General features: G+C 69.5%; 23 protein-coding genes. 22 read left to right on the top strand and 1 reads right to left on the bottom strand.

The window, feature by feature from the left end:
• Positions 1–15: 15 nt before the first annotated feature.
• Entirely contained in the window at positions 16–228 is a 213-nt protein-coding gene (locus RAB71_RS14270) for a hypothetical protein (protein WP_138985774.1), read from the bottom strand.
• On the opposite strand from RAB71_RS14270, the gene RAB71_RS14275 reads away from it, so the two are divergent.
• The 22 genes from RAB71_RS14275 to dnaE all read left to right on the top strand — a co-directional run bounded on the left by RAB71_RS14275 (position 227) and on the right by dnaE (position 26,496).
• Positions 227–730: a spore coat U domain-containing protein gene (locus RAB71_RS14275; RefSeq protein ID WP_010344029.1), complete on the top strand. Its 504-nt coding sequence runs from the start codon at positions 227–229 to the stop codon at positions 728–730. The genes RAB71_RS14270 and RAB71_RS14275 overlap by 2 nt on opposite strands.
• A gap of 14 nt (positions 731–744) precedes the next feature.
• A complete protein-coding gene (locus tag RAB71_RS14280; protein ID WP_010344030.1) occupies positions 745–1,485 on the top strand; it encodes a molecular chaperone in 741 nt (246 codons plus the stop codon).
• A 58-nt stretch (positions 1,486–1,543) separates the two neighbouring features.
• Complete coding sequence (locus tag RAB71_RS14285; protein ID WP_146095602.1) at positions 1,544–3,805, top strand: fimbria/pilus outer membrane usher protein; 2,262 nt, start codon at positions 1,544–1,546, stop codon at positions 3,803–3,805.
• Positions 3,802–4,824 (top strand): spore coat U domain-containing protein, encoded by a 1,023-nt coding sequence (locus RAB71_RS14290; RefSeq protein ID WP_010344033.1) that lies wholly within the window; start codon positions 3,802–3,804, stop codon positions 4,822–4,824. The genes RAB71_RS14285 and RAB71_RS14290 overlap by 4 nt, the downstream gene beginning before the upstream one ends.
• An 81-nt stretch (positions 4,825–4,905) precedes the next feature.
• Entirely contained in the window at positions 4,906–5,226 is a 321-nt protein-coding gene (locus RAB71_RS14295; RefSeq protein WP_010344034.1) for a hypothetical protein, read from the top strand.
• Between the two features lie 17 nt (positions 5,227–5,243).
• Entirely contained in the window at positions 5,244–5,957 is a 714-nt protein-coding gene (locus RAB71_RS14300; RefSeq protein ID WP_041500873.1) for a molecular chaperone, read from the top strand.
• A gap of 275 nt (positions 5,958–6,232) precedes the next feature.
• Complete coding sequence (gene rpsB, locus RAB71_RS14305) at positions 6,233–7,030, top strand: 30S ribosomal protein S2 (RefSeq protein WP_010344037.1); 798 nt, start codon at positions 6,233–6,235, stop codon at positions 7,028–7,030.
• Positions 7,031–7,181: 151 nt separating this feature from the next.
• The gene (tsf, locus tag RAB71_RS14310) at positions 7,182–8,060 is read left to right on the top strand and encodes a translation elongation factor Ts (RefSeq protein WP_017908840.1); all 879 of its coding nucleotides are present in this window, start codon (positions 7,182–7,184) and stop codon (positions 8,058–8,060) included.
• Positions 8,061–8,179: 119 nt separating this feature from the next.
• Positions 8,180–9,676 (top strand): GGDEF domain-containing protein, encoded by a 1,497-nt coding sequence (locus RAB71_RS14315; protein WP_010344039.1) that lies wholly within the window; start codon positions 8,180–8,182, stop codon positions 9,674–9,676.
• Between the two features lie 81 nt (positions 9,677–9,757).
• Entirely contained in the window at positions 9,758–10,480 is a 723-nt protein-coding gene (gene pyrH / locus RAB71_RS14320; RefSeq protein WP_010344040.1) for a UMP kinase, read from the top strand.
• Positions 10,481–10,683: 203 nt separating this feature from the next.
• Positions 10,684–11,241: a ribosome recycling factor gene (gene frr / locus RAB71_RS14325; protein WP_010344041.1), complete on the top strand. Its 558-nt coding sequence runs from the start codon at positions 10,684–10,686 to the stop codon at positions 11,239–11,241.
• Between the two features lie 38 nt (positions 11,242–11,279).
• On the top strand, positions 11,280–12,020 hold the full coding sequence (gene uppS, locus RAB71_RS14330; protein WP_010344042.1) for a polyprenyl diphosphate synthase: 741 nt from the start codon (positions 11,280–11,282) through the stop codon (positions 12,018–12,020).
• Positions 12,017–12,841, top strand: a complete 825-nt coding sequence (locus RAB71_RS14335) for a phosphatidate cytidylyltransferase (protein ID WP_010344043.1) — start codon at positions 12,017–12,019, stop codon at positions 12,839–12,841. Before uppS ends, RAB71_RS14335 begins: the two co-directional genes overlap by 4 nt.
• Positions 12,842–12,891: 50 nt before the next feature.
• Positions 12,892–14,052 carry a 1-deoxy-D-xylulose-5-phosphate reductoisomerase gene (gene dxr / locus RAB71_RS14340; RefSeq protein ID WP_029562253.1) on the top strand — a complete coding sequence of 387 codons (1,161 nt, stop codon included), beginning with the start codon at positions 12,892–12,894 and terminating at the stop codon, positions 14,050–14,052.
• A gap of 26 nt (positions 14,053–14,078) precedes the next feature.
• Complete coding sequence (gene rseP, locus RAB71_RS14345; protein ID WP_010344045.1) at positions 14,079–15,437, top strand: RIP metalloprotease RseP; 1,359 nt, start codon at positions 14,079–14,081, stop codon at positions 15,435–15,437.
• An 80-nt stretch (positions 15,438–15,517) separates the two neighbouring features.
• Entirely contained in the window at positions 15,518–17,938 is a 2,421-nt protein-coding gene (bamA, locus tag RAB71_RS14350; RefSeq protein ID WP_010344046.1) for an outer membrane protein assembly factor BamA, read from the top strand.
• Positions 17,939–18,451: 513 nt separating this feature from the next.
• Complete coding sequence (gene lpxD / locus RAB71_RS14355; protein ID WP_010344047.1) at positions 18,452–19,474, top strand: UDP-3-O-(3-hydroxymyristoyl)glucosamine N-acyltransferase; 1,023 nt, start codon at positions 18,452–18,454, stop codon at positions 19,472–19,474.
• Positions 19,471–19,941 carry a 3-hydroxyacyl-ACP dehydratase FabZ gene (gene fabZ, locus RAB71_RS14360; RefSeq protein ID WP_010344048.1) on the top strand — a complete coding sequence of 157 codons (471 nt, stop codon included), beginning with the start codon at positions 19,471–19,473 and terminating at the stop codon, positions 19,939–19,941. The genes lpxD and fabZ overlap by 4 nt, the downstream gene beginning before the upstream one ends.
• A gap of 19 nt (positions 19,942–19,960) precedes the next feature.
• On the top strand, positions 19,961–20,752 hold the full coding sequence (gene lpxA, locus RAB71_RS14365) for an acyl-ACP--UDP-N-acetylglucosamine O-acyltransferase (RefSeq protein ID WP_010344049.1): 792 nt from the start codon (positions 19,961–19,963) through the stop codon (positions 20,750–20,752).
• The gene (lpxB, locus tag RAB71_RS14370) at positions 20,749–22,059 is read left to right on the top strand and encodes a lipid-A-disaccharide synthase (protein WP_175300613.1); all 1,311 of its coding nucleotides are present in this window, start codon (positions 20,749–20,751) and stop codon (positions 22,057–22,059) included. The genes lpxA and lpxB overlap by 4 nt, the downstream gene beginning before the upstream one ends.
• Positions 22,056–22,751, top strand: a complete 696-nt coding sequence (locus tag RAB71_RS14375) for a ribonuclease HII (protein WP_010344051.1) — start codon at positions 22,056–22,058, stop codon at positions 22,749–22,751. Before lpxB ends, RAB71_RS14375 begins: the two co-directional genes overlap by 4 nt.
• 157 nt (positions 22,752–22,908) lie before the next feature.
• Entirely contained in the window at positions 22,909–26,496 is a 3,588-nt protein-coding gene (gene dnaE / locus RAB71_RS14380) for a DNA polymerase III subunit alpha (RefSeq protein WP_010344052.1), read from the top strand.
• The last annotated feature ends 75 nt before the right edge of the window (positions 26,497–26,571 follow it).

A 26,571-nucleotide genomic window follows, 5' to 3' on the forward strand; every position in this document is an offset into this window, starting at 1 on the left:
GGCCGTCATTATCGCTCATCCCGGCGCTGGCTGAACGCGCCGGGCGCTTTGGCGGCTTTTTGGCACGCTTCCGTGACCATCCCCGCCTTCACCGTGATGAACGCGGCGCGGCGTGGTGGTCATCTCATGTGAAAGCTGGATGGCGATCCAAAATAATGTGAACTGGCGTGCATTTTGCAGTGGCAGCGGCACCGGCGGTTGTCCGCCATCACCGAAGAACCCTGCCATGTACCTCTTCCATCGCGTTCTCGCCTTCCTCGTGCTGTTCGCCGCCGGGACCGGCCTGGCCTGGGGCCAGTCCGACTCGCGCACCTTCAACGTCAAGATCCAGATCACCAGCGTCTGCGACATCCAGACTGCGCCCACCGACGTCGATTTCGGCAGCGTCAATTCCACCCAGACCTCGATCAACAGCACCGGCACCTTGAACGTGCGCTGCACCTCCGGCACGCCGTACAACATCGCGCTCAATGCCGGTTCCGGCTCCGGCGCCACGGTCACCACGCGCACCATGGGCAGCGCCGACGCCAGCAATACCGCACGCGTGCCGTACGCGCTGTACCGCAACGCCGCGCGCACCCAGAACTGGGGCTCGACCATCGGCACCGACACCCAGGCCGGCACCGGCAATGGTGCAGTGCAACCGATCACCGTCTACGGCCAGGTTGCCAGCACCAACTACCCTGCCGGTTCATACAGCGACGTCGTCACCGCCACCGTCACCTGGTAACCGGAGCCGCCTGCATGCGTTTGCGACTGCCTTCCTTCCTGCGCCTGCCGGCGCTCGCCGCGCTGTGGCTGGCAGCGGCCGGCGCGGCTGTCGCCGCGAGTCTGCAGGTGGCGCCGACCTCGGTGTCGCTGCGTGCCGAGGAGACCGCGCAGGGCCTGTGGCTGAGCAACAGCGGCGACGTGCCGCTGCGCGCGCAGGTGCGCGTGTTCCGCTGGCAGCAGCGCGACGGCGAGGATGTGCTCGACCCCAGCGACCGCATCGCGCTCAGCCCGCCGATGCTGGAACTGGCGCCGCACGCGCGGCAACTGGTGCGGGTGATCCGCCTGGATCCCGCACCCGGCGCTGGCGAGGACGCCTACCGCATCCTGGTCGACGAGTTGCCCGGCCAGGATCCCGCCAGCGGCGCCAGCGCCGGGTTGCAGTTCGTGCTGCGCTATTCGGTGCCGGTATTCCTGCAGCCCGCCGTCGCCACCGCGCCGACACTGCGCGCACGGCTGCTCCGCGACGGCGCCGCCGCGGCGCTGGAAGTGGCCAACCAGGGCAACGGCCACGCGCAACTGGTGGACCTGCAGTTCGTCGCCGGCGACGGCCGGCGCACCGCGATCGCCGAAGGCCTGGCCGGTTACGTGCTGCCGGGCCAGCGCAAGCGCTGGCCGCTGCCGGCGGCGCTGGCGCAGACCCAGGGAACGTTCGAGGCAAGGATCAATGGCGAGCCGCACGCGCAGTCGCTGGTCGTGGACACCGCGGCACCCTGAACTGCTGCTGGCGCTGTGGGTCGGCACTGCCGCGCTCGCCGTCGCCCAGCCACAGGTCTTGCCCCAGCCCCAGGCCGCGGCACCGGCGCAGGAGACCCTGTACCTGGAGGTCACCCTGAACCAGACCCGCCAGCCCGGCCTGTTCCAGTTCCAGCGCGACGGCGAGCAACTGCGCGCCAGCGCCGCCACGCTGCGCCAGCTCGGCCTGCGCGTGGACGGCAGCGACGCCAGCGCGGCGATCGCCCTGGGCGACCTGGACGGCGTGCGCTTCCGCTACGACGCCAACCTGCAGACGCTGCAGATCGACGCACCGGTGGCGCTTCTCGACGTCGCCACCACCAGGATCGACGCGCGCGGTGGCGTGCCGTCGCTGCCGGCAACCAGTTCCCCAGGCGCCCTGCTCGACTACGACCTCTACGCCAGCCGCCAGGGCGGCGCCAGCAATCTCACCGCCAGCGGCGAACTGCGCGTGTTCGGCCTGGGTCCGGGCCTGCTGCGGCAGTCCTTCGTCGGCCGCCTGTATCGCGAACCGCAGCGCGACTGGCGCGCCCAGGCGATCCGCCTGGACACGCAATGGCAATGGTCCCTGCCCGAGCGCATGACCAGCGTGGTGCTGGGCGACACCTTCAGCAGCAGCACCAGTTGGAGCCGCACCGTGCGCCTGGGCGGCGTGCGGGTGGGCAGCGACTTCGGCCTGCAGCCGTATCGCGCGATCACCCCGTTGCCGGAATTCCTCGGCGAGGTCGCCGTGCCGTCCAGCGTGGACCTGTACGTCAACGGCATCCGCCAGTACGGCGCGCAGCTGCCGGCCGGGCCGTTCCAGCTATCCGCGGCGCCGGGCGTGGACGGCGCCGGCAATGCCCAGGTGGTGATCACCGATGCCTACGGCCGCACCCGCTCGCTGGCCTTTCCGTTCTATGCGACCCAGGACTTGCTGGCCAGCGGGCTGACCGACTGGTCGCTGGCGCTGGGCCGGGTGCGCGAGGAGTACGGCGTCGCCGACTTCGCCTATGCCGGCGACACCGTCGGCAGCGCCAGCTGGCGGCGCGGCCTCGGCCCGCGCTTCACGGCCGAGGCGCACGCCGAGGCGGGGGCCGGCGTGCGCAATGCCGGGGTCGGCGGCCTGTGGCTGCTGCCGCGCGCCGGCGTGTTCGGCGCCTCGCTGGCGCACGGCGGCGCTGCCGGCCAGCACGGCCTGCAGTACGCGCTGAGCTACCGCTGGAACAACGGCCGCTTCAACCTGGCGATGGACACCCAGCGCGCGCAGGCCGGCTACCGCGACGTGGCCGCGCGCTACGGCGCCGCGCCGCCGCGGGTCAGCGAACGCGCCCTGTTCGGCAGCACCTGGAACGGCGTCGGCAACATCGCCCTGAGCTATGTGCGCCTGGCCTACCCCGACAGCGGCGACCAGCGCTACGCCAGCCTGTTCTGGACCCGGACCCTGCCGCGGCAATCGTCCTTGAACCTGAGCATCAACCAGAACCTGGACCAGGCCAGCGACCGCAGCGTGTACCTGGGCTGGTCGATCGCCCTGGACGGCCGCCGCCAGGCGGGGGTGGCCATGCAGCGCATCGGCGCGCGCACCAGTGCGACGGCGGACCTCAGCCAGGCAGCCGCCGCCGACGGCGGCAGCGGCTGGCGGCTGCAGGCGCGCGGCGGACAGGACGGCGGCGGCGGCCTGGCCGAAGCCAGTTGGCGCGGCGACAGCGCCCGCTACGCCGGCGGCATCGCCAGCGCCGGCGGCCAGACCTACGGCTATGCCGAAGCCTCGGGCGGCCTGGCCTGGATCGGCGGCGGCTGGTTCCGCGGCCGTGATCTCGACCAGGCCTTCGCCCTGGTCTCCACCGGCGGCGTCTCCGACGTGCCGGTGTTGCTGGAGAACCGGCCGATCGGCCGCACCGATGCGCGCGGCTTCCTGCTGGTCACGCCGCTGCTGGCCTGGCAGCACAACCGCCTGTCGATCGACCCGATGCGCCTGCCGCCCGAGTTGCGGCCGGAGCAGGTCGACCAGATCGTGGTGCCGCGCGACCGCACCGGGGTGGTGGTGGCGTTCCCGATCCGCCGCAGCGACGGCGTGCTGGTGCAATTGCACGATGCCGCCGACCTCCCGCTGCCGGTCGGCAGCCGGGTGCGCGGCGCGAGCGTCGACACGGTGGTGGGCTACGATGGCCAGGCCTATGTGGAAGGGCTCGCGCCCGGCCGCAACGACCTGGAGGTGGACATGCAAGGAAGCCGTTGCCGGTTGCGGATCGAACGCCCGATCCAGGCGCCGCCCACCCGGCTGGGCCCGCTGCGCTGCGTGCCGGAGACGGCGCCATGAGCGCGCGTGCCTGGCCGATGGCGCTGACGGCGCTGCTGCTGGCGGCCGTGGCGCTGCTGCCGCAGCGCGCCGCGGCCACCACCACCTGTACCGCGCAGGCGACGGCGGCGAGCTTCGGCACCCTCTCCGACACCGCCGCCACCGACACCACCGCGCAGATCCTGGTGACCTGCCAGACCGGCGCGATCAGCGTGCTGGGCACGATCTATGTGCGCATGTGCCTGAACATCGGCGAGGGCGCGCAGGGCGCCGGCTTCGGCATCACCCCGCGGCGCATGCTCAACCCGCTCAACGACATCCTGGGATTCCAGCTCTACCGCGACAGCGCGCGCAGTCTGATCTGGGGCAGCGCCCTGAGCGGCTCCACCCCACTGCAGGTGGACCTGACCTACGCGTCGCTGGCGACCGGCGGCACCGGCACCGCGACCTACACCATCTATGCGCGCGTCCCGCTGCAGAGCGGCATCGCCACCGGGACCTACCAGAACAGTTTCAGCGGCGTGTACACCAACCTGCAGTACCGCTACGACGAGCCGTTGGTTGGCAACCCCGCGGTGATTCCCACCTCCTGCACCACCGGCGGCAAGGGCGGCGGCACCTCGGTGCAGTTCCCGTTCGTCGCCAGCGCCACCGCCGCGCCGACCTGCACCATCGCCAGCATCGCCGACCTCGATTTCGGCACCCAATCGGGCCTGATCGACAATGCGCTGAACTACACCACCACGCTCAGCATGAACTGCCGCGCCCGCACCGCCTGGCAGGTGAGCCTGGACAACGGCCAGAACGCCAGCGGCAACGTGCGGCGCATGCGCAGCGCCAGCGGCCAGTACCTGACCTACGAGCTGTATCGCGACGCCGCGCGCACCCAGCGCTGGGGCAGCACCCTGAATACCGATACCCTGACCGGCATCGGGACCGGCATCGCCCAGTCGCTGACCCTGTACGGGCAGGTTCCCGCGCGGCAGACCCCCGCGCCGGGCAGCTACAGCGACGTGGTCAAGGTTACCGTCACCTACTGAGGCCTGAACGGTGCCGCGGTGCCGGTCAAGTTGCCGGGATGGGAGCCGTTATCGGTTGTGTCTACTTCGGAGTGCCGATCGATGCGCCTGCCGTTTCTACGACCGCTGCTGTTGGCGAGCCTGTGCGTGGCCGGCGTCGACGCGGCGGCGCAGCCGGGGGCCGGCAGCGGCGCCGCCATGCTGCGGATCGGTATCCGCATCGAGCGCAGTTGCGAAATCGGCGCCGCGGCGCGTGCGCAGCCCGGGGCGCTGCCGACGGTCGCCTGCAACCGCCCGCTGGCCTACCAGGTCAGCATCGACGGCATACCCGCGCCCGACGCCGCCACCGCCCTGGCCTTGAGCGTGCCTACGGCAGGCGCCACGCCGCGCATCCCGGCACGCTACGCCACGGTCGCGTTCTAGTGGGCGATGCCCGCCGCATGCGCGCGCACCTGCTGCCGGCGCTGCTGCTGGCGCTTGCCGGCAGTGCCGACGCGGCGGGGGTGCGGATCAGCCCGACCCTGGTGCAACTGGCCCCCGGCGAGACCAGCACCGAGATCTGGTTGAGCAACACCCAGGACCGCCCCTGGCAGGCCCAGGTGAAGGTGTACCGGTGGCGGCAGACCGACGGGATGGACGACCTGGAGAGCACCGACGAGGTCCGCACCAGCCCGCAATCGATCGACATCCCGGCGCAGGGGCGGCAACTGCTGCGGCTGGTGCGTCCCGGACCGGCCAGCGCCGACGAAGGCGCCTACCGCCTGGTGCTGGAGGAACGCCCCGCCCCAGCCGACCCGGCCGCACCGGCGCCCGCCACGCCAGCCCCACCCCTGCTGCTGCGCTATTCCACCCCGGTGTTCCTGAGCCCCGCGGACCCGGCAGCCGCGCCGCGCCTCAGCGCCCACCTGAGCGCCGGCGCGCGCGGGCCGGAGCTGGTCGTGCACAACCGCGGCAGCGCCCATGCCCGGCTCAGCGACCTGAGCTTCGTCGGCGTCGACGGCCGCACCCTGCCCCTGTTCCCCAGTCTCTCCGGCTATGTCCTGGCCGGCGCCTACAAACGCTGGCCGCTGCCGGCCGCCGCAACCGCGCCCGGCGGCCACTTCGCGGCCAGGCTCGACGACGAGGCGCCGCTGCAGGCGCTGCCCGCCGAGTGAACCGCCCGGCGCATTGCGCCAGCGGCCCCCGCCAGGTATAGTGCGCGGCTTCGTCGTGCCCGTCATGGGCCGATGGACCGTCCACGCCGGACGCACCGGCGAATTCACACCTGCCGCCATCGCCCGTGCCGGGGTGCTCCGCAAGGAGTTCGGCCACGGAGGCGGCAGGGAGGCCCAACCCCGGAATCGTCGCGCGGCCCGCAAGGCCGCCGTCATGCGCGCGCTTCACCCATTCCTGCCCGCGCACGGCCGGTTCCCCATCAGGAGTCACTGCAATGCCCCAGGTCACCATGCGTCAGATGCTGGAAGCCGGCGTCCACTTCGGCCACCAGACCCGCTACTGGAACCCCAAGATGGCGCCGTACATCTTCGGCGCGCGCGGCAAGATCCACATCATCAACCTCGAGAAGACGGTTCCGCTGTTCAACGACGCGATGAACTTCATCTCCAGCGTCGCGCAGAAGCGCGGCACCATCCTGTTCCTGGGCACCAAGCGCAGCGCCCGCGACGCGGTGAAGGAAGAAGCCGAGCGTTGCGGCCAGCCGTTCATGACCCAGCGCTGGCTGGGCGGCACGCTGACCAACTTCCGCACCGTCAAGCAGTCGGTGGCGCGCCTGAAGGAGCTGGAAGCGGCCGAAACCGACGGCACCTTCGACAAGCTGGTCAAGCACGAAGTGCTGACCCTGCGCCGCGAGCGCGACAAGCTGGAAGCCTCGCTGGGCGGCATCAAGGAAATGACCCGCCTGCCCGACGCGCTGTTCGTCATCGACATCGGCCATGAAGACATCGCCATCAAGGAAGCCAAGAAGCTCGGCATTCCGGTGATCGCGGTGGTCGACACCAACTACAACCCGGACCTGGTGGATTACGCCATCCCGGGCAACGACGACGCCATCCGCGCCGTGCAGCTGTACGCCCGTGCCGCCGCCGACGCCGTGCTGGAAGGCAAGGCCGCTGCGCCGAACGCCGCCAGCGTGCGCGAGGAAGAGTTCGCCGAGGGCGGCGACGACAAGGGCCGCGGCCCGCGCAAGAACGGCAAGAAGGCCGAAGAGACCGCTCCCGCCGCCGAGTAACCGGCGCGCCATGCGGCTGCGCGATCATGCGCAGCCGCCGCCCGGCGCGTTCGGCGCGCCCGGCTTCGCGAGCGCCGCCTGCGGCGCCCGCTTCCCAGATCTACCGGCCGGCCGCAAGCCGGCCTTTTCCCACCTTTCGTGAGGACATCCCGTGGAAATCACTGCTTCCCTGGTCAAGGAACTGCGCGAGCGCACCGGCGCCGGCATGATGGAGTGCAAGAAGGCGCTCACCGAGAACGCCGGCAACATCGACAACGCCGCCGAGTGGCTGCGCAAGTCGGGCCTGGCCAAGGCCGACAAGAAGGCCGACCGCGTCGCCGCCGAAGGCCGCATCGCGATGGCCCAGGACGGCGGCAAGGCGGTCCTGGTCGAAATCAACTCCGAGACCGACTTCGTCGCCAAGGACAACAACTTCCTGGCCTTCACCGACGCCGTCGTCCAGGCCGCCCTGGCCTCCGGCGCCGCCGACGTGGAGGCGCTGAAGAGCGCCAAGCTGCCCAGCGGCGAGACCGTCGAGGAAGCCCGTGCCGCGGTCATCGCCAAGGTCGGCGAGAACGTGCAGGTGCGCCGCCTGGTGCGCATCGACAGCGCCAACAACGTCGCCGCCTACGTGCACGGCGGCCGCATCGGCGTGTTGGTCGAGGTCAAGGGCGGCGACGCCGACCTGGCCCGCGGCATCGCCATGCACATCGCGGCGATGAACCCGCCGCACGTCAAGGCCTCCGACGTCCCGGCCGAGTTCGTGGCCAAGGAAAAGGAAATCGAGCTGGCCAAGATGTCGGAGAAGGACAAGGCCAAGCCGGCCGACATCCTGGAGAAGATCATCAGCGGCAAGATCGCCAAGATCGTCAACGAAGTCACCCTGTACGGCCAGCCCTACGTGCTGAACACCGACCAGACCGTGGAGCAGGCGGTGAAGGCCGCCGGCGCCGACGTGGTCGGCTTCCAGCGCCTGGCCGTGGGCGAAGGCATCGAGAAGGTGGTGGAAGACTACGCCGCCGAAGTGATGAAGCAGGCCGGCCTGGCCTGATCCCGCGCCCGGGAAGAAAAGAGCCGCGCATTGTCGCGGCTTTTTTTTTACGGGTGTACGCTGCACAGGCCGGGACAGGCCGCTCCCCCACCTCTCATTCCATGCCGTATCGGAAGTGCATGCATCCTGAACTCGAAGCGATCCTGAGCCACTCCCGCGACCTGCCCTCGCCGCCCGGCGTGGCCTTGCGCATCATCGAACTGGCACAGGATACGGACGTGGATCTGGCCGCCACCGCCGATGCCATCGCCATGGACATGGCGCTGAGCGCGCGCATGCTGCGCATCGCCAATTCCCCGCTGTACGCCAGCCGGCGCCGCGTCGACAACCTGGGCCAGGCGCTGACCATGCTCGGCCTGAACGCCGCGCTGAGCCTGGCGCTGGGCTTCTCGATGGTGCAGAGCCTGCGCGGCGGCAGCGGCGAGCCGCAGGAACGGCTGTGGCGACGCAGCGTGCTGGCGGCGCTGGCCAGCCGCCTGCTCGGCCAGGCTGCGGGCTTGCGCAAGCACGAGGAGCTGATGCTGGCCGGGCTGTTGCAGGACATGGGCGCACTGGCCCTGCTGCACGTCTGCCACGACCGCTACGCCGCCCTGCTGCACGAGGCCGCCGGCGACCCGCAGCGACTGAGCGCGCTGGAGCGCGAGCACCTGGGCGCCGACCGCGCCGAGGTCGGCGCCTGGCTGGCGCACAAGTGGAAGCTGCCCACCTACCTGCAGCGCAGTATCGGCAGCGGCGGCGATACCAGCCCCGCGACCGAGCCCTTCGACATCTGCGTGCGGCTGTCCGGCACCATCGCCGACATCTGGCTCGGCGACGATCCCGAAGCCGCGCGCACCCACGCCATGCAGTGCGCCTATCGCGACCTGCAACTGGACAGCCGCCGCTTCGACGAGGTGGTGGGCCACATCGCCGAGGCGCTGCCGGCGGTCAGCCCGATCTTCGATGTGCGCATCGCCCAGCCGGAGCGGGTCGATGCGATCATCAGCCATGCCCGCGAACTGATGGTGCTGCGCAACCTGCGCGAAGTGCAGGAAGCCAACCGCGTGCGCCAGCGCGCCGACGAATACGAGCAGCACGCACGGCGCCTGGCCGAACAGGCCAGCCGCGACGCGCTCACCGGCGTGTTCAACCGGCACCAGCTGGACACCTTGCTCAAGCAGCAGTTCGAACTGGCCAATCGCCACGACTGGCCGCTGTCGGTGGCCTTCATCGACCTGGACGATTTCAAGAAGATCAACGACGCGCACGGGCACCTGGTCGGCGACCAGGTCCTGCGCGCATTCGCGCAGACCCTGCAGCCGATGCTGCGCGCCAGCGACACCGTGGCGCGCTTCGGCGGCGAGGAATTCCTGGTGCTGTTGCCCAACACCGGCGAAGAGGCCGCGCTGGGCGTGATGCGGCGCATCCTCGCCGAGATCGCGCAGCGGCCGATGGCCGACACCAAGCAGGGGCCGCTGCACATCAGCTTCTCCGCGGGCGTGGCCACCCAGGGCGGCCGCGAGCGTTTCAACAGCGCGCAGGAACTGCTGCAGGCGGCCGACGACATGCTGTACAGCGCCAAGCACGGCGGCCGCAATCGCGTCACCGCGCGCTCGTGCGGCGAGGCGCAACGCTGAAGCATCGCCGACGGCGCAGACGCACTGGCGCGCATCGGCTAAAATCGTGTGGTTTGCCCGTCATCCCCCAACGAGGTCGCCATGTCCCAGCTTGCCTATCGCCGTATCCTGTTGAAACTGTCCGGCGAAGCGCTGATGGGAGACGGGGACTACGGCATCGACCCCAAGATCATCAACCGCCTCGCCCATGAAGTGATCGAGGCGCAACAGGCCGGCGCGGAAGTGGCGCTGGTGATCGGCGGCGGCAACATCTTCCGCGGCGCCGGCCTTGCCGCCAACGGCATGGACCGGGTCACCGGCGACCACATGGGCATGCTCGCCACCGTCATCAACGCGCTGGCGATGCAGGACGCGCTGGAAAAGCTCGGCGCCAAGGTGCGGGTGATGAGCGCGATCAAGATCAACGACGTGTGCGAGGACTTCATCCGGCGCCGTGCGATCCGCCACCTGGAAAAGGGCCGCATCGCGATCTTCGCCGCGGGCACCGGCAACCCCTTCTTCACCACCGACTCCGGCGCGGCGCTGCGCGCGATCGAGATCGGCGCCGACCTGCTGCTGAAGGCGACCAAGGTCGACGGCGTGTACGACAAGGACCCGAAGAAGCACGCCGACGCCGTGCGCTTCGACAGCCTGACCTACGACGAGGTCATCGCCCGCAACCTGGAAGTGATGGACACCGCCGCCTTCGCCCTGGCCCGCGACAGCGACCTGCCGCTGCGCATCTTCAACATGGGCCAGCCCGGCGAACTGCTGAAGATCCTCCGCGGCGCCGAGATCGGCACGTTGGTCAAAGGTCGGGGCTGATGCCCCGACCCGGGATTGGGGATTCGGGATTGGGGATTCGCGAAGGCGTTGCGCGCTGCAGCATTGCGGGCACGGGCGCGTTATCGCATCTCATTGCGCCTGAAGCGCCGCTTTTGCGAATCCCCAATCCCGAATCCCCAATCCCGGCCCCACGCCTTTCCCGGCTATAATCGTCCGATTCAGATTCAGCACGGACACCGGCGATGCTCAACGAAATCAAGCAAGACGCACAGACCCGCATGGCCAAGAGCATCGACGCGCTGCGTCATGCGCTCATCAAGGTGCGCACCGGCCGCGCGTCGACCGCCTTGGTCGAGCACCTGAAGGTCAACTACTACGGCTCGGACATGCCGCTGAGCCAGGTCGCCAGCGTGGCCGTCGCCGACGCCCGCTCGCTGACCATCACCCCGTGGGAAAAGCAGATGGTCGGCGCGGTCGAGAAGGCGATCCTGGCCTCGGACCTGGGCCTGACCCCGAACACCGCCGGCACCACCATCCGCCTCAACCTGCCCGCGCTCACCGAGGAGCGCCGCCGCGAGCTGTCCAAGGTCGTGCACGGCGAAGGCGAGGACACCAAGGTCGCGATCCGCAACATCCGTCGCGACGCCAACCAGCAGGTCAAGGATCTGCTGAAGGACAAGAAGGTCACCGAGGACGAGGCCCGCGCCAGCGAGGACGACATCCAGAAGCTGACCGACAAGGCGATTAAGGACGTGGACGACGTGGTCAAGGGCAAGGAACAGGAACTGATGGCGGTCTGAGCCTGCGCCTGCCGGCCATGCCTTCCGACCCCATCCCCATGTCCCTGCCCCGCCACCTGGCCATCATCATGGATGGCAACGGCCGCTGGGCGCAGCGCCGCCGCCGGCCGCGCGTGATCGGCCACCGCGCCGGCGCGCGTGCGGTCAATCGCACCATCGACTTCTGCCTGGAGCGCGGCATCGGCGCGCTGACCCTGTTCGCCTTTTCCAGCGAGAACTGGGGGCGCCCGCAGGAGGAAGTGGACGCGTTGATGAAGCTGTTCCTGCACGCGCTCGACCGCGAGGTCGACGAGCTGCAGCGGCGCGGCGTGCGCGTGCGCTTCATCGGCGACCGCTCGCGCTTCGCGCCGTCGCTGTGCGAGCGCATGGCCCAGGCCGAGGCGCGCACCCGCGACAACCAGGCCCTGCACCTGTCGATCGCCGCCAGCTACGGCGGCCGCCAGGACATCGCCCTGGCCGCGCGCGCGCTGGCCGAGGACGTCGCCGCCGGACGCCTGCGCCCGGAGCAGATCGACGAGGACGCGCTGTCGGCGCGCATGGCGCTGGCCGACCTGCCGCCGCCGGACCTGTTCATCCGCACCGGCGGCGACCTGCGCATCAGCAACTTCCTGCTGTGGCAGATGGCCTACACCGAACTGTGGTTCACCGAGACCCTCTGGCCCGAGTTCGGCCCCGAGGTGCTGCAACAAGCCCTGGACGACTACGCCCGCCGCGAGCGGCGTTTCGGCCTCACCAGCGCGCAGGTCGCCGAAGCGGCGACGGAGAACGTTTCCGCATGACCCGTACCCGCGTCATCGCTGCGCTGATCATGGCCCCGCTGGCCATCTGCGCCATCCTGCTGCTGCCGACCCAGTGGCTGGTCGCGCTGGCCGCCTTGATCTTCCTGATCGGCCTGTGGGAATGGCTGAAGCTGGCCGAGGTCGACGACACCTTGCCGCGCACCATCCTGCTGATGCTCAACCTGCTGCTGATGGTGCTGCTGGTGTGGGCCTCGGCCGGTTCGCTGGTGCTGTTCCAGTTGACCACCCTGATCGGCGCCGGCTGGTGGTGCGTGGCCTTGCTGTGGCTGGGCTTCTACCGCTTCGGCTCCGACCACGCCACCTACGCGCGGGTGTTCAAGCTCGCCGCCGGCACCCTGGCGATCGTGCCGGCCTGGGCCGCGCTGGGCCTGATCCACGCCAGCGAGCCGAACGGCCACCGCTGGCTGCTGACCGCCCTGGCGACGGTGTGGGCCGCCGATTCCGGCGCCTATTTCGCCGGCCGCCAGTTCGGCAAGCACAAGCTGGCGCCGCGGGTCAGCCCGAACAAGACCGTGGAAGGCCTGGTCGGCGGCTTGCTGGCCGGCCTGCTGGTGGCCGCCGGCTTCGGCTGGCTGGCCGGGGTGACCCTGCCGCACCTGCCCGGGCTGCTGATCGTGGCCGCGGTCACCGTGCTGGCCTCGGTGGTCGGCGACCTGTTCGAGAGCCTGCTCAAGCGCCATGTCGGCGCCAAGGACTCGGGCAACGTGATTCCCGGCCACGGCGGCGTGCTGGACCGGATCGACGGCGTGCTGGCGGCGCTGCCGATCTTCGCGCTGGGCAAGGATATCTTCGGGTTCTGAAGCCAGTGAACACGCAACACAGCAAGGACCCGGCGGTCCGCACCATCGCCGTGCTCGGCGCCACCGGCTCGATCGGCGCCTCGGCGCTGGACGTGATCGCGCGCCATCCGCAGCGCCTGCGCGCCGGCGTGCTGGCGGCCGGGCGCAACGTCGACGCGCTGCTGGCGCTGTGCGCCACGCACCGCCCCGCGCATGCGGTGATCGCCGATCAGGCGCTGTACCCGGCGCTGCGCGACGGCCTGCGCGCGGCCGGGCTGTCGACCCAGGCGCATGCCGGCGACGCCGCACTGGACCAATTGGTGACCAGCGACGCCTGCGACAGCGTGGTCGCCGCGATCGTCGGTGCGGCCGGCCTGGCCTCGACCCTGGCCGCCGCCCGCGCCGGCAAGCGCCTGCTGCTGGCCAATAAGGAAGCGCTGGTGCTGGCCGGCGAACTGGTCACCGCCGCCGCCGCGGCGGCCGGCGCCGAGATCATCCCGATCGACAGCGAACACAACGCCATCTTCCAGTGCCTGCGCTCGCGCCAGACCGGCGCCGAGGTGCGGCGGGTGCTGCTGACCGCCTCCGGTGGCCCGTTCCGCGGCTGGGACCGCGCTCGCCTGCAGGCGGTGACCCCGGCGCAGGCCGTGGCGCACCCGAAGTGGTCGATGGGGCCGAAGATCTCGGTCGATTCGGCGACGTTGATGAACAAGGGCCTGGAAGTGATCGAGGCCCACCACCTGTTCGCGCTGGCGCCCGAGCGCATCGAGGTGCTGGTGCACCCGCAGAGCCTGGTGCACTCGCTGGTCGAGTTCATCGACGGTTCGACCCTGGCACAGATGGGCCTGCCGGACATGCGCACCACCCTGGCGGTGGGCCTGGGCTGGCCGGAGCGCATCGCCTCCGGGGTCGCCGGGCTGGACCTGCTGGCGCAGGGCCGCCTGGACTTCGAGGCACCGGATCTGGACGCCTTTCCCTGCCTGGCCCTGGCCTGGCGCGCGATGCAGGCCGGCGGCAGCGCCCCGGCGATCCTGAATGCGGCCAACGAAGTGGCTGTTTCAGCCTTTCTTCAGGGCCGAATCGGTTTCCTATCGATTCCTGCGCTGGTCGAGAACGCCCTGACCGAGCTGCCTGCGGTCGCGGCCGATTCCCTGGACGCATTGCTGGCGGCGGATGCGCACTCGCGCAAGATCACCGAACTCGCCATTGCCCGCCACTTCGCCCATGCTTGATGCCCACGCCGCCATGAGCCACGCGCATGGGTAATTTCGTTGGCTCCATCTGGTGGATGCTGGTCAGCCTGGGCATCCTGGTGACATTCCACGAGTTCGGACATTTCTGGGTAGCCCGCCGCTGCGGGGTCAAGGTGCTGCGCTTCTCGGTGGGCTTCGGCAAGCCGCTGTGGTCGCGCTACGACCGCCACGGCACCGAGTTCGCGATCGCCGCGATCCCACTCGGCGGCTACGTGAAGATGCTCGACGAACGCGAGGCCGAGGTCGACCCGGCCGAGCGCGCGCAAGCCTTCAACAACAAGAGCGTGTGGCAGCGCATCGCCATCGTCGCCGCCGGCCCCATCGCCAACCTGATCCTGTGCGTGGCGTTCCTTTGGGCGATGTTCGTCATCGGCAAGCAGGACTACGCGCCCATCGTCGGCCGCGCCGAGGGCCTGGCGCAGCAGGCCGGGTTCCAGGCCGGCGAGCGCATCGTCCGCGTCGGCGACCGCGACGTCGCGACCTGGAGCGAGGCCGCCATGCAACTGACCGTCGCCGCCATGGACCGCGAGGACGTGCCGGTGCAGACCGAGGACGCGCAGGACGGTACCAACCATACCCGGACCCTGCGCCTGTCGCAGCTCCCGGTCGGTTTCGACGAGCGGCAGGTGCCGGCGCTGGCCGGCCTGACCTGGCGCTTCACCCTGCAGCCGGCGGTCATCGCCAACGTCGACCCCGGCTCGGCCGCCGACGGCGTGCTGCGCCCGGGCGACCGCGTGCTGGCGGTGGACGGCAGCCCGATCACCAGCGCCGACCAGGTCGCGCCGCGGGTCCAGGCGCTGGGCCGCGAGGGCGGCAACGGCCTGATCGAGGTCGAGCGCAACGGCGAGCGGCTGGCGCTGGAGGTCCATCTCAAGCAGGCCGCCGGCCCCGGCGCGCCGAGCTGGAAGCTGGGCGTGGCCATCGGCGAGCAGCGCCGCCCCGCCTACGACGCCACCCTGCGCTACGGCCCGCTGGCGGCGATCCCGATGGCCTTCGGCGAGACCGGCCGGCTGGCCGGCGACACCCTGGGCATCCTGCGCCGCATGCTGACCGGCGAGGCCTCGCTGAAGAACGTGTCCGGCCCGATCACCATCGCCAAGGTCGCCAACATCTCGGCCAAGGAAGGGCCGGACGGATTCCTGAATTTCCTGGCGCTGCTGTCGCTGAGCCTGGCGATCATGAACCTGCTGCCGATCCCGATCTTGGACGGCGGGCACTTGCTGTATTACCTTATCGAGTTGGTCAAGGGCAGCCCGCTGAGCGAGCGCGCCATGGCGGCGGGGCAGTTCGTGGGCCTGACGTTGCTGGCAGGACTGATGGGGTTGGCGTTCTACAACGACCTCTTCGGGCAGGCCCTGCGATGACCCGCGCCGATCCACTCGACCCGCTGTCGTCTTGCGCCGGCGCCCATGCAACAACGATATCGACCTCTACCGGACGTGACATGACGAGATTTCCCACTCGCCGCCTGCTTGCCCTCGCCCTCGCCGCCAGCCTCAGCCTGCCGGCCCTGGCCCAGGTAGCGGAGCCCTTCACCGCCAGCGACATCCGCGTCGACGGGCTGCAACGCATTTCGTCCGGCACCGTGTTCACCTACCTGCCGGTAGAGCGCGGCGACACCGTGGACGAGGCCAAGGTCGCCGAGGCGATCCGTGCGCTGTACCGCACCGGCTTCTTCGAGGACGTGCGCGTCGACCGCCAGGGCAACATCCTGGTGGTCACGGTCAAGGAACGTCCGGCGATCAACAAGCTGACCGTCACCGGCAACAAGGACATCAAGAGCGAGGAACTGCTCAAGGGCCTGTCCGACATCGGCCTCAGCGAGGGCGGCACCTTCGACCGGCTGAGCCTGGACCGGGTGACCCAGGAGCTGACCCGCCAGTACAACAACCGCGGCAAGTACAACGTCGAGATCACCCCGACGGTGAGCCCGCTGGACCGCAACCGCGTCGACGTGGCAATCGCGATCAAGGAAGGCAAGGCGGCCAAGATCCGCCACGTCAACCTGATCGGCACCGAGAAGTTCCTCAACAAGGACATCCTGGAGAACTGGGAGTCGCGCGAGCACAACTGGCTGTCCTGGTACCGCCGCGACGACCAGTACTCCAAGGAAAAGCTCTCCGGCGACCTGGAGAAGCTCAACTCCTGGTACCTGGACCGCGGCTATGTCGACTTCAGCGTCGACTCCACCCAGGTGGCGATCAGCCCCGACAAGCGCGACATGTACCTGACCGCCGGTATCACCGAAGGCGAGCAGTACAAGATCTCCGACATCAAGGTCACCGGCGACACCATCCTGCCGCAGGAAGAGATCGAGAAGCTGGTGATCCCCAAGGCCGGCGACACCTTCTCGCGCGCGCTGCTGGAATACAGCTCCGACGCGATCACCAACACCCTGAGCAACATCGGCTACGCCTTCGCCAAGGTCACCCCGATCCCGACCACCGACCGCGAGAAGCGCACGGTGGCGGTGAACCTGCAGGTGACCCCGGGCCCGCGCGTATCGGTACGGCGCATCGTGTTCCGCGGCAACACCCGCACCTCCGACGAAGTGCTGCGCCGCGAAATGCGTCAGTTCGAGGACACCTGGTACTCGCAGGCAGCGATCGACCGCTCCAAGATCCGCCTGCAGCGCCTGGGCTACTTCGAGTCGGTGGACGTGGAAACGCCGCCGGTGCCGGGCAGCAACGACAAGGTCGACGTGGTCTACAACGTCAAGGAGACCACCTCGGGCAGCTTCACCTTCGGCCTGGGCTACTCGCAGACCTACGGCGTCACCACCTCGGTGCAGCTGTCGCAGAACAACTTCCTCGGCGGCGGCAACCGCGTCGCCGTGGACGCCTCGCGCAGCAGCTACCAGGAGCGCTACGCGTTCTCCTACACCAACCCGTTCTTCACCGACGACGGCGTGTCGCTGGGCTACAACCTGTCGTGGCGCAAGCTGGACTACTCCGACTTCGGCACCGCGCAGTACAACAGCACCAACGGCGCGGCGCAGGTGATCTTCGGCGTGCCGATCACCGAGACCGACAGCGTCTCGCTGATGTTCGGCGTGGACAGCAACCAGATCACCACCTACCCCGGCTATACCCCGCAGGCGATCATCAACTACATCGATGCGATGGGGACCAAGACCTTCCACGCCTGGCGCAGCGAACTGGGCTGGGCCCGCGACACGCGCGACCAGTACTTCATGCCGACCCGCGGCATGTACCAGCGTGTGGGTCTGGAAGCCACCCTGCCCGGCTCGACCGTGGAGTACTGGAAGCTCAACTACCAGATCTCCAAGTACTGGCCGCTGTCCTCGTCGCTGGTGCTGAATACGCGTGCGGAATTCGGCTACGGCGACAGCTACGGCAGCGACGTGTCGCGCGATATCTGCGGCACCACCACCACCAACAGTTCCGGCACGCCGGTGTATACGGCGCAGGCCTGCGACGGCACCAACCTGGTCCGCCGCGTGACGGCGTCGGGCCTGCCGTTCTACGAGAACTTCTACGCCGGCGGCACCAACTCGGTGCGCGGCTTCGAGGACAACACCCTCGGCCCGCGCTCGGAGGCCACTGCTTCCTATAGTCGCGGCCAGCCGCTGGGTGGCTCGTTCAAGACCGTCGGCTCCTTCGAGATGTACTTCCCGAAGCTGTTCGACAGCCCCTCGGCGCGCATTTCGGCATTCGTCGATTTCGGCAACGTGTTCAACGGCGTGGACAACTTCAAGACCAACCAGCTGCGTGCCTCCACCGGTATCGCGTTGCTGTGGCGCGCACCGGTCGGTCCGATCTCGATCAGCTACGCGATTCCGCTGAAGAAGGAAGACAACGACGAGATCGAGCGTCTGCAGTTCACGTTCGGTGGGCAGTTCTAAAGAACTGCCCGCCCGCTGCCAGGGTTTCACCCTGGCAGCCCAGGCTTTCGCTACACGAAAACCTGGCCGGGGCTTGGCCTTCCGAATCCCCGCGCCTTCGGCGCGCCCCCTTTACCAAAGGGGGCTTTGCTCCAGTCGGTTGATCGTTCCTGACAGGTGGTCGTGGCCTGTTGCGCGGCCGCATGCGATCGCCCTACGCGGCCGTCCGACTGCCCACCCGATGCCGGGCCTTGGCCTTCCACATCACTGCGCCTGTCGGCGCGCGCCTCGCCCTGCAAATCGCAAGCCATGGTTCGTTGCCTTCGGAATCCCGCGCCTGGGAGTCTGTCGCTTGTGGCCGTACCCTCACCCCAACCCCTCTCCCGGTGGGAGAGGGGCTGACGCGACTCCCTTCTCCCACCGGGAGAAGGTGCCCCATAGGGGCGGATGAGGGTCGGGCAGCGCACGCTGTGTCAGCGCGCCCTACGCGGGCGTACGTATGACCGTGTTGATGGCACACGGTAGAATCTCCCGGTGAATACTTCGACCTATACCGCTGACGAGATCGCCGAGCGTTTCGGCCTGCAGGTGCATGGCGACGGCAGCGTCGCGGTGCATGGCGTGGCCACGCTGGCGCAGGCCGGCCCGGGACAGCTCAGCTTCCTGGCCAATCCCCGCTACCGCGCGCAACTGGCCGACAGCACCGCGGCGATCGTGGTGCTGCGCGCCGACGACGCCGAGGCCGCGCCGGGTACCGCGCTGATCGCGCGCGACCCGTATGTCGCCTTCGCCAAGATCGCCGCGCTGTTCGACGTGGCACCGCTGCGGCCGCCCGGCATCCATCCCAGTGCCAGCATCGATCCCAGCGCGCAGGTCGCGGCCAGTGCGCATATCGGCGCGTTCGTCAGCATCGGCGCGCGCAGCGTGATCGGCGAGGGCTGCGTGATCGGCCCCGGCTGCGTGATCGGCGAGGACTGCCAGGTCGGCGCCGGTAGCGAACTGATCGCCCGCGTCACCCTGGTCACCCGGGTGCGCCTGGGCCAGCGCGTGCGCGTGCATCCCGGCGCGGTGCTCGGTGCCGACGGGTTCGGCCTGGCGATGGACGCCGGCCGCTGGATCAAGGTGCCGCAGCTGGGCGGCGTGCGCATCGGCGACGATTGCGAGATCGGCGCCAACACCTGCGTGGACCGCGGTGCGCTGGAAGACACCACCCTCGAAGAAGACGTGCGCCTGGACAACCTGGTGCAGGTCGCGCACAACGTGCACATCGGCGCGCACAGCGCCATCGCCGGCTGCACCGGCATCGCCGGCAGCGCCAAGATCGGCCGCTACGTGATGCTCGGCGGCGCGGTCGGCGTGGTCGGCCACCTGGAGATCTGCGACAAGGTCGTGGTCACCGGCAAGTCGGTCGTGCGCAACTCCATCCACGAGCCGGGCGAGTACTCGTCCGGCACCCCATTGACCGACAACCGCACGTGGCGCAAGAACGCCGCGCGCTTCAAACAGCTCGATGCCCTGGCCCGTCGCATCCTGTCTGTCAGCAAGGAGAAGGAATGAGCCACGATCAGCCCCTGCCGGACGCCACCCTGCCGGACATCAACCAGATCCGCGCACTGCTTCCGCATCGCTACCCGTTCCTGCTGGTGGACAAGGTGGTCTCGCTGGATTTCGAGAACCGCCGGATCGTCGCGCACAAGAACGTGAGCATCAACGAGCCGTATTTCCAGGGCCATTTCCCCGGCCAGCCGATCATGCCGGGCGTGCTGATCATCGAGGCGCTGGCGCAGGCCGGCGGCATCCTGACCCAGCTGGCGATGGGCCGCGACGCGCAGTCCAAGCTGTTCTACATGGTCAAGGTCGACAACGCCCGCTTCAACAGCCAGGTGGTGCCCGGCGACGTTCTGGAGCTGCACGTGGAGATCAAGCGGGTGATCCGCAACATGGCGGTGTACTACGGCGAGGCCAAGGTCAACGGCAAGGTCGTGGCCTGCGCCGAAGTGCTGTGCGCCGGCACCCGCGAATGACCCTGGCAGGAGACCTGCAATGAGCGCCAACGCTCCCCTGATTCACCCTTCCGCGATCATCGACCCGGGCGCGACACTCGCCGCCGACGTGCGCGTCGGTGCCTTCACCGTGATCGGCGCCGAAGTGGAGATCGGCGAAGGCTGCGAGATCGGCTCGCATTGCAGCATCGTCGGCCCGACCCGGCTGGGCCGCGACAACCGCCTGGTCGGCCATGTCGCGCTCGGCGGCGACCCACAGGACAAGAAGTTCGCCGGCGAACGCACCGAACTGGTGATCGGCGACCGCAACGTGATCCGCGAGTTCGTCACCGTCAGCCGCGGCACCGGCAGCGGCGGCGGCATCACCCGGGTCGGCAGCGACAATTGGTTCCTCGCCTACACCCACGTCGCCCACGACTGCATCGTCGGCAACCACTGCGTGTTCTCCAACAACACCACCCTGGCCGGCCATGTGGAAGTGGGCGACCACGTCATCATCAGCGGCTTCGCCGGCGCACACCAGTTCTGCCGCATCGGCGATCACGCCTTCCTTGGCATGGGCGCGCTGATCAACGGCGACGTGCCGCCGTTCACCATGGTCGGCGGCAATTCGCTGGGCCGCCCGCGCGGCATCAACAGCGAAGGGCTGAAGCGCCGCGGCTTCGATCCCGAACGCGTGGCCGCGATCAAGCGTGCCTACCGCGCGCTGTACGTGGCCGGCCTGCCGCTGGCCGAGGCCAAGCACCAGTTGGCGGTGCTGGCCGAAGGCAGCGAGGACGTGCGCGCGATGCTGGAATTCATCGAATCCAGCGAGCGGCCGTTGTTGCGATGACGGCCGGGATTCGGGATTCGGGATTCGGGATTGGCAACGGCAGCATTGCCGGTACCGATAGCGCCGCGTCCGCTGTTGCAAATCCCCAATCCCCAATCCCCAATCCCCGCGCAACACCGCTGCGCATCGCCCTGGTCGCCGGCGAAGCCTCCGGCGACCTGCTGGGCGCGGGGCTGATCGAGGCGTTGCGCGCGCGCTATCCCGACGCGGAGTTCGCCGGGGTCGGGGGCGAGGCGATGCGCCAGGCCGGGTGCCAGACCTGGTTCGACGCCAGCGAGCTGGCGGTGATGGGTCTGCTGGAAGTGCTGCGGCACCTGCCGCGCCTGCTGAAGCTGCGCCGCGCGCTGCGCGAGCGGCTGCTGGCCTGGCGCCCGGACGTGTTCGTCGGCATCGACGCCCCCGATTTCAATCTCGGCGTGGAGCGCTGGCTGAAGCAGCGCGGGCTGCGCACCGTGCACTACGTCAGCCCGTCGGTGTGGGCTTGGCGCGAGCAGCGCGCGGCCAAGATCGGCGCCAGCGCCGACCGGGTGCTGTGCCTGTTCCCGATGGAGCCGCCGATCTACGCCAGGCACGGCGTGGACGCGCGCTTCGTCGGCCACCCTATGGCCGATGCGATCGCGTTGCACGAAGACCGCGGCGCGGCGCGTGCGGCCCTGGGCGTGGCCGCCGACGTGCCGGTGCTGGCGGTGTTGCCGGGCAGCCGCCTGGGCGAGATCGGCAAGCTCGGCGACACCTTCTTCGCCGCCGCCGCGCAGGTGCTGCAGCAGCTTCCGCATGCGCGCGTGCTGGTGCCGGCCGCCAATGCCGCGTGCAAGGCGCTGATCGAAGCGCAACTCGCGCGTTCGGTCTTGCCGCCGGCCGCCACCAAGGTGCTGGACGGCCACGCGCGCGCCGCGCTGCTCGCCGCCGACGCGGTGCTGCTGGCCTCCGGCACCGCGACCCTGGAAGCCATGCTGGTGAAGCGGCCGATGGTGGTCGGCTACAAGGTCGCTCCGCTCACCTACCGCATCGTCAAGGCGCTGGGCCTGCTGAAGGTCGACCGCTACGCCCTGCCCAACATCCTCGCCGGCCACGACCTGGCGCCGGAACTGATGCAGGACGCCTGCACCCCCGACGCGCTGGCCGCCGCGCTGCTGCACTGGCTGCGCAACCCGCAAGCGGTGGCGGCGCTGCAGCCCGAATACGAGCGCCTGCACCTGCTGCTGCGCCAGGACGCCTCGGCGCGCGCGGCCGATGCGGTGCTCGAATTGCTGGAGGGCCGGGAATCGGGAACCGGGAATCGGGAATCGACAGGAGCAACGGCATGAAGCGCTCCCTTCCCCGGCCGTCGCTGCAGCAGTCGCTTTTGTCCCATTCCCCATTCCCCACTCCCGATTCCCGGCTTTATGCCGGCGTCGACGAAGCCGGCCGCGGCCCGCTGGCCGGGCCGGTGGCGGTGGCGGCGGTGGTGTTCGATCCGGCGCGCACCCGCATCAACGGACTGGACGATTCCAAGCAGTTGACCGCGGCGCGCCGCGAAACGCTGTACGCGCGCATCGTCGAGCGCGCGCTGGCCTGGCAGGTGGTGCTGATCGAGGCCGAGGAGATCGACCGGCTGAACATCTACCAGGCGACCATGCTGGGCATGCGCCGTGCGGTCGAAGGCGTGGCCCACGTGGCCGGTTTCGCCCGCATCGACGGCAACCGCGTGCCCAAGGGCCTGCCCTGCGCCGCCGAGGCGCTGGTCGGCGGCGACGCCCGCGACCGCGCGATCATGGCCGCCTCGATCGTGGCCAAGGTCACCCGCGACCGGATCATGCAGCGCCTGCACGACGAACACCCGCACTACGGCTTCGACCTGCACAAGGGCTACGCCACCCCGGCGCACCTGGCGGCGCTGGCCGCGCATGGCCCCTGCATCCACCACCGGCGCAGCTTCGCGCCGGTGCGCATGGCCCTGGCGGGCCGGGAGCCGGCCGTGGAAATTCGGGATTCGCTGGAGTCGCTGCAGCTCGCGTAGACGCGCGCACGGCACCGTCAGCATCGCGTGCGGCTCAGGAATCAGTGAGACCGCCGCGAATCCCAAATCCCGAATCCCCAATCCCCGCCCCTCGCTGTCAAGCCTTGCCCGGCTCGCCCCCCGCCGCTACCCTGCCCGGGCATCGCTCTGGTTCCGCATGTCCACTTCCCGCTTCGCCCATCTGCACATCCACACCGAGTTCTCGCTGGCGGATTCGACCATCCGTGTGCCCGAGAAACCGGATCAGGCTGACCCGAAGAAAGCCAAGCAGGCCAACCTGCTCAGCCGCGCGGTGGAGCTGGACCTGCCCGCGCTGGCGGTCACCGACCTCAACAACCTGTTCGCGCTGGTCAAGTTCTACAAGGCCGCCGAAGGCGTGGGCATCAAGCCGATCGCCGGCGCCGACCTGCTGATCGCCGACGGCACCCAGGCGCCGTGGCGGCTGACCGTGCTGTGCCGCAACCGCGACGGCTACCTCAGCCTGTCGCGGCTGCTGACCCGCGCCTGGCTGGAAGGCCACCGCAGCGAAGGCGGCGTGGCGCTGCGCCCGGAATGGCTGCAGACCGGCAGCGACAACCTGTTCGCCCTGGCCGGCCGCGAGAGCCTGGCCGGGCGCCTGGCCAGCGAAGGCCGCCACGACCTGGCCGAGCAGCAACTGGCCGACTGGCAGCGCATCTTCGGCGATGGCCTGCACCTGGAACTGACCCGCACCGGCCGCGACGGCGAGGAGGCGTTCAACCAGTTCGCCCTGCACGCCGCCGGCACCCGCGGCCTGCCGGTGATCGCCAGCAACGACGTGCGCTTCCTGTACGCCAGCGATTTCGCCGCGCACGAGGCGCGTGTGTGCATCTCCTCCGGCCGCGTGCTCGACGACCCCAAGCGCCCGCGCGACTACAGCGACCAGCAATACCTGAAGTCGGCCGAAGAGATGGCCGCGCTGTTCGCCGACATCCCCGACGCGATCGACAACACCCTGGCGCTGGCGCAACGCTGCAACATCGAGATGCAGCTGGGCACCTACTTCCTGCCCGCCTACCCGGTGCCCGACGACGAGACGCTGGACAGCTGGATCCGCAGCCAGTCGCGCGACGGCCTGGCCGCGCGCCTGGAGAAGAACCCGCTGGCGCCCGGCAAGACCCGCCAGGACTACGTGGACCGGCTCGAGTTCGAGCTGGACACCATCATCAAGATGGGCTTCCCCGGCTACTTCCTGATCGTGGCCGACTTCATCCAGTGGGGCAAGAATCAGGGCATCCCGATCGGCCCGGGCCGCGGTTCCGGTGCCGGTTCGCTGGTGGCGTGGGCGCTGCAGATCACCGACCTGGATCCGCTGCCGTACAACCTGCTGTTCGAGCGCTTCCTCAACCCGGAACGCGTGTCGATGCCCGACTTCGACATCGACTTCTGCATGGATCGCCGCGACGAGGTGATCGACTACGTGGCGCGCAAGTACGGCCGCGACCGGGTCAGCCAGATCATCACCTACGGCACCATGGCGGCCAAGGCGGTGGTGCGCGACTGCGGGCGCGTGCTCGGCTTCCCGTACGGCCTGGTCGACGGCGTCGCCAAGCTGATCCCCAACATCCTCGGCATCACGCTGAAGGATGCGATGGGCGAAGGCAAGGACAGCGAGATGGCCTCGCCGGAGCTGATCCAGCGCTACCAGGCCGAGGACGACGTCCGCGATCTGATGGACCTGGCGCGGCAGCTCGAGGACCTGACCCGCAACGCCGGCAAGCACGCCGGCGGCGTGGTGATCGCGCCGACGCCGCTGTCCGATTTCTGCCCGCTGTTCGCCGAACACGACGTCGACAACTTCGGCAAGAACCCGGTCACCCAGTTCGACAAGGACGACGTCGAGCAGGTCGGCCTGGTCAAGTTCGACTTCCTCGGCCTGCGTACCCTGACCATCATCGACTGGGCGGTGAAGGCGATCAACGTGCGCCACGCGCGCGCCGGCATTCCGCCGGTGGAGATCGCCGCGATCCCGCTCGACGACGCGCCGACCTACAAGGGCATCTTCGCCTCGGGCAACACCGGCGCGGTGTTCCAGTTCGAATCCTCGGGCATGCGCCGGCTGCTGAAGGACGCCCGCCCCGACCGCTTCGAGGATCTCATCGCGCTGGTGTCGCTGTACCGCCCCGGCCCGATGGACCTGATTCCCTCGTTCAACGCGCGCAAGCACGGGCAGGAGGAGATCGTCTATCCCGATCCGCGCACCGAAGCGATCCTGAAGGACACCTACGGCATCATGGTGTACCAGGAGCAGGTGATGCAGATGGCGCAGATCGTCGGCGGCTACTCGCTGGGCGGCGCCGACCTGCTGCGCCGCGCGATGGGCAAGAAGGTGCCGGCGGAAATGGCCAAGCACCGCGAGATCTTCCGCGAGGGTGCGGCCAAGGGCGGCGTCGGCGAGGCCAAGGCCGACGAAATCTTCGACCTGATGGAGAAGTTCGCCGGCTACGGCTTCAACAAGTCGCACGCCGCCGCCTACGCGCTGGTCAGCTACCAAACCGCGTGGCTGAAACGCCATTACCCGGCTGAGTTCATGGCGGCCACGCTGTCGTCGGACATGGACAACACCGACAAGGTGGTCGGCTTCCTCGACGAGGTGCGCAACCTCGGCCTGACCGTGCTGCCGCCGCGCATCAACGCCTCGGCCTACATGTTCGAGGCGGCCACGCCGGACACCATCCAGTACGGCCTGGGCGCGATCAAGGGCGTGGGCCGCGGCGCCTGCGAGGCGATCGTGGCCGAGCGCGAGCGCGGCGGCGAGTACGCCTCGCTGCTGGATTTCTGCACCCGCGTGGAATCGGCCAAGCTCAACAAGCGCACCCTCGAGGCGATGATCAACGCCGGCGCGATGGATGGGCTGGGCGCCAACCGCGCCACGCTGATGCTGCAGCTGCCGGAGGTGATGAAGGCCACCGAGCAGATGGCGCGCGAGCGCGCTTCCGGGCAGAACTCGCTGTTCGGCGGCGCCGACACCAGCGCCCCGGCGCTGCGCCTGGACCTGCCGGAAAGCAAGGAATGGCCGCTGGGCCAGTTGCTGGCCGGCGAGCGCGAGACGCTGGGCTTCTACCTCAGCGGCCATCCGTTCGATCCGTACCGCGACGAAGTGCGCGAACTGGTCGGCTGCGACCTGAGCGCGCTGGAGAAGATCTGCGCGCAATCCGGCGGCGGTCGCGGTGGCGGCGGCGATGGCGAGAAGCGCGCGTGGCGCCCGGAGGTCAGCGCGATCCTCGCCGGCCAGGTGGTCGGCGTGCGCCGCAAGGGCGACAGCCAGGTGTTCGTGCAACTGGAGGACGGCCGCGGCCGCATCGAGTGCAGCGCGTTCTCCGACGCCATCGCCGAGTTCGGCCACCTGCTGACCCGCGACCGCATCCTCATCGTCAAGGGCGGCGTGCGCGAGGACGAATTCAACGGCGGCTACGCGATGCGCATCCGCCAGTGCTGGGACTACGAACAGATCTGCACGCACCACGCGCAGCGCCTGTCGCTGCGCCTGGACCTGCGCCAGCGCAGCGCCTGGCCGCGTATCGACGGCCTGCTCGCCCGCCACCGCCCGGGCAAGACCCCCCTGCGCCTGGACCTGCTGCTGCAGTCGGCGCAGGGCGGCATCGCCGGCATGCTCGACCTCAACGGCAGCCATTCGGTGCGCGTGGACCCGCAACTGCTGGACGCCCTGCGCGGCGACCCGGCGGTGCGCGCGGTGAAGGTCAAGTACAGCCCGCCATGGGCGTGAGCCGGGAATGGAGAATCGGGAATCGGGAATCGGAAAAGCCGGCCTCCCGGCAATGGTGAGGATCGCAAGGAATCG

Origin of the sequence: Xanthomonas sacchari, assembly GCF_040529065.1 — a bacterium.
In the GTDB taxonomy this organism is placed as follows: Bacteria; Pseudomonadota; Gammaproteobacteria; order Xanthomonadales; family Xanthomonadaceae; genus Xanthomonas_A; species Xanthomonas_A sacchari.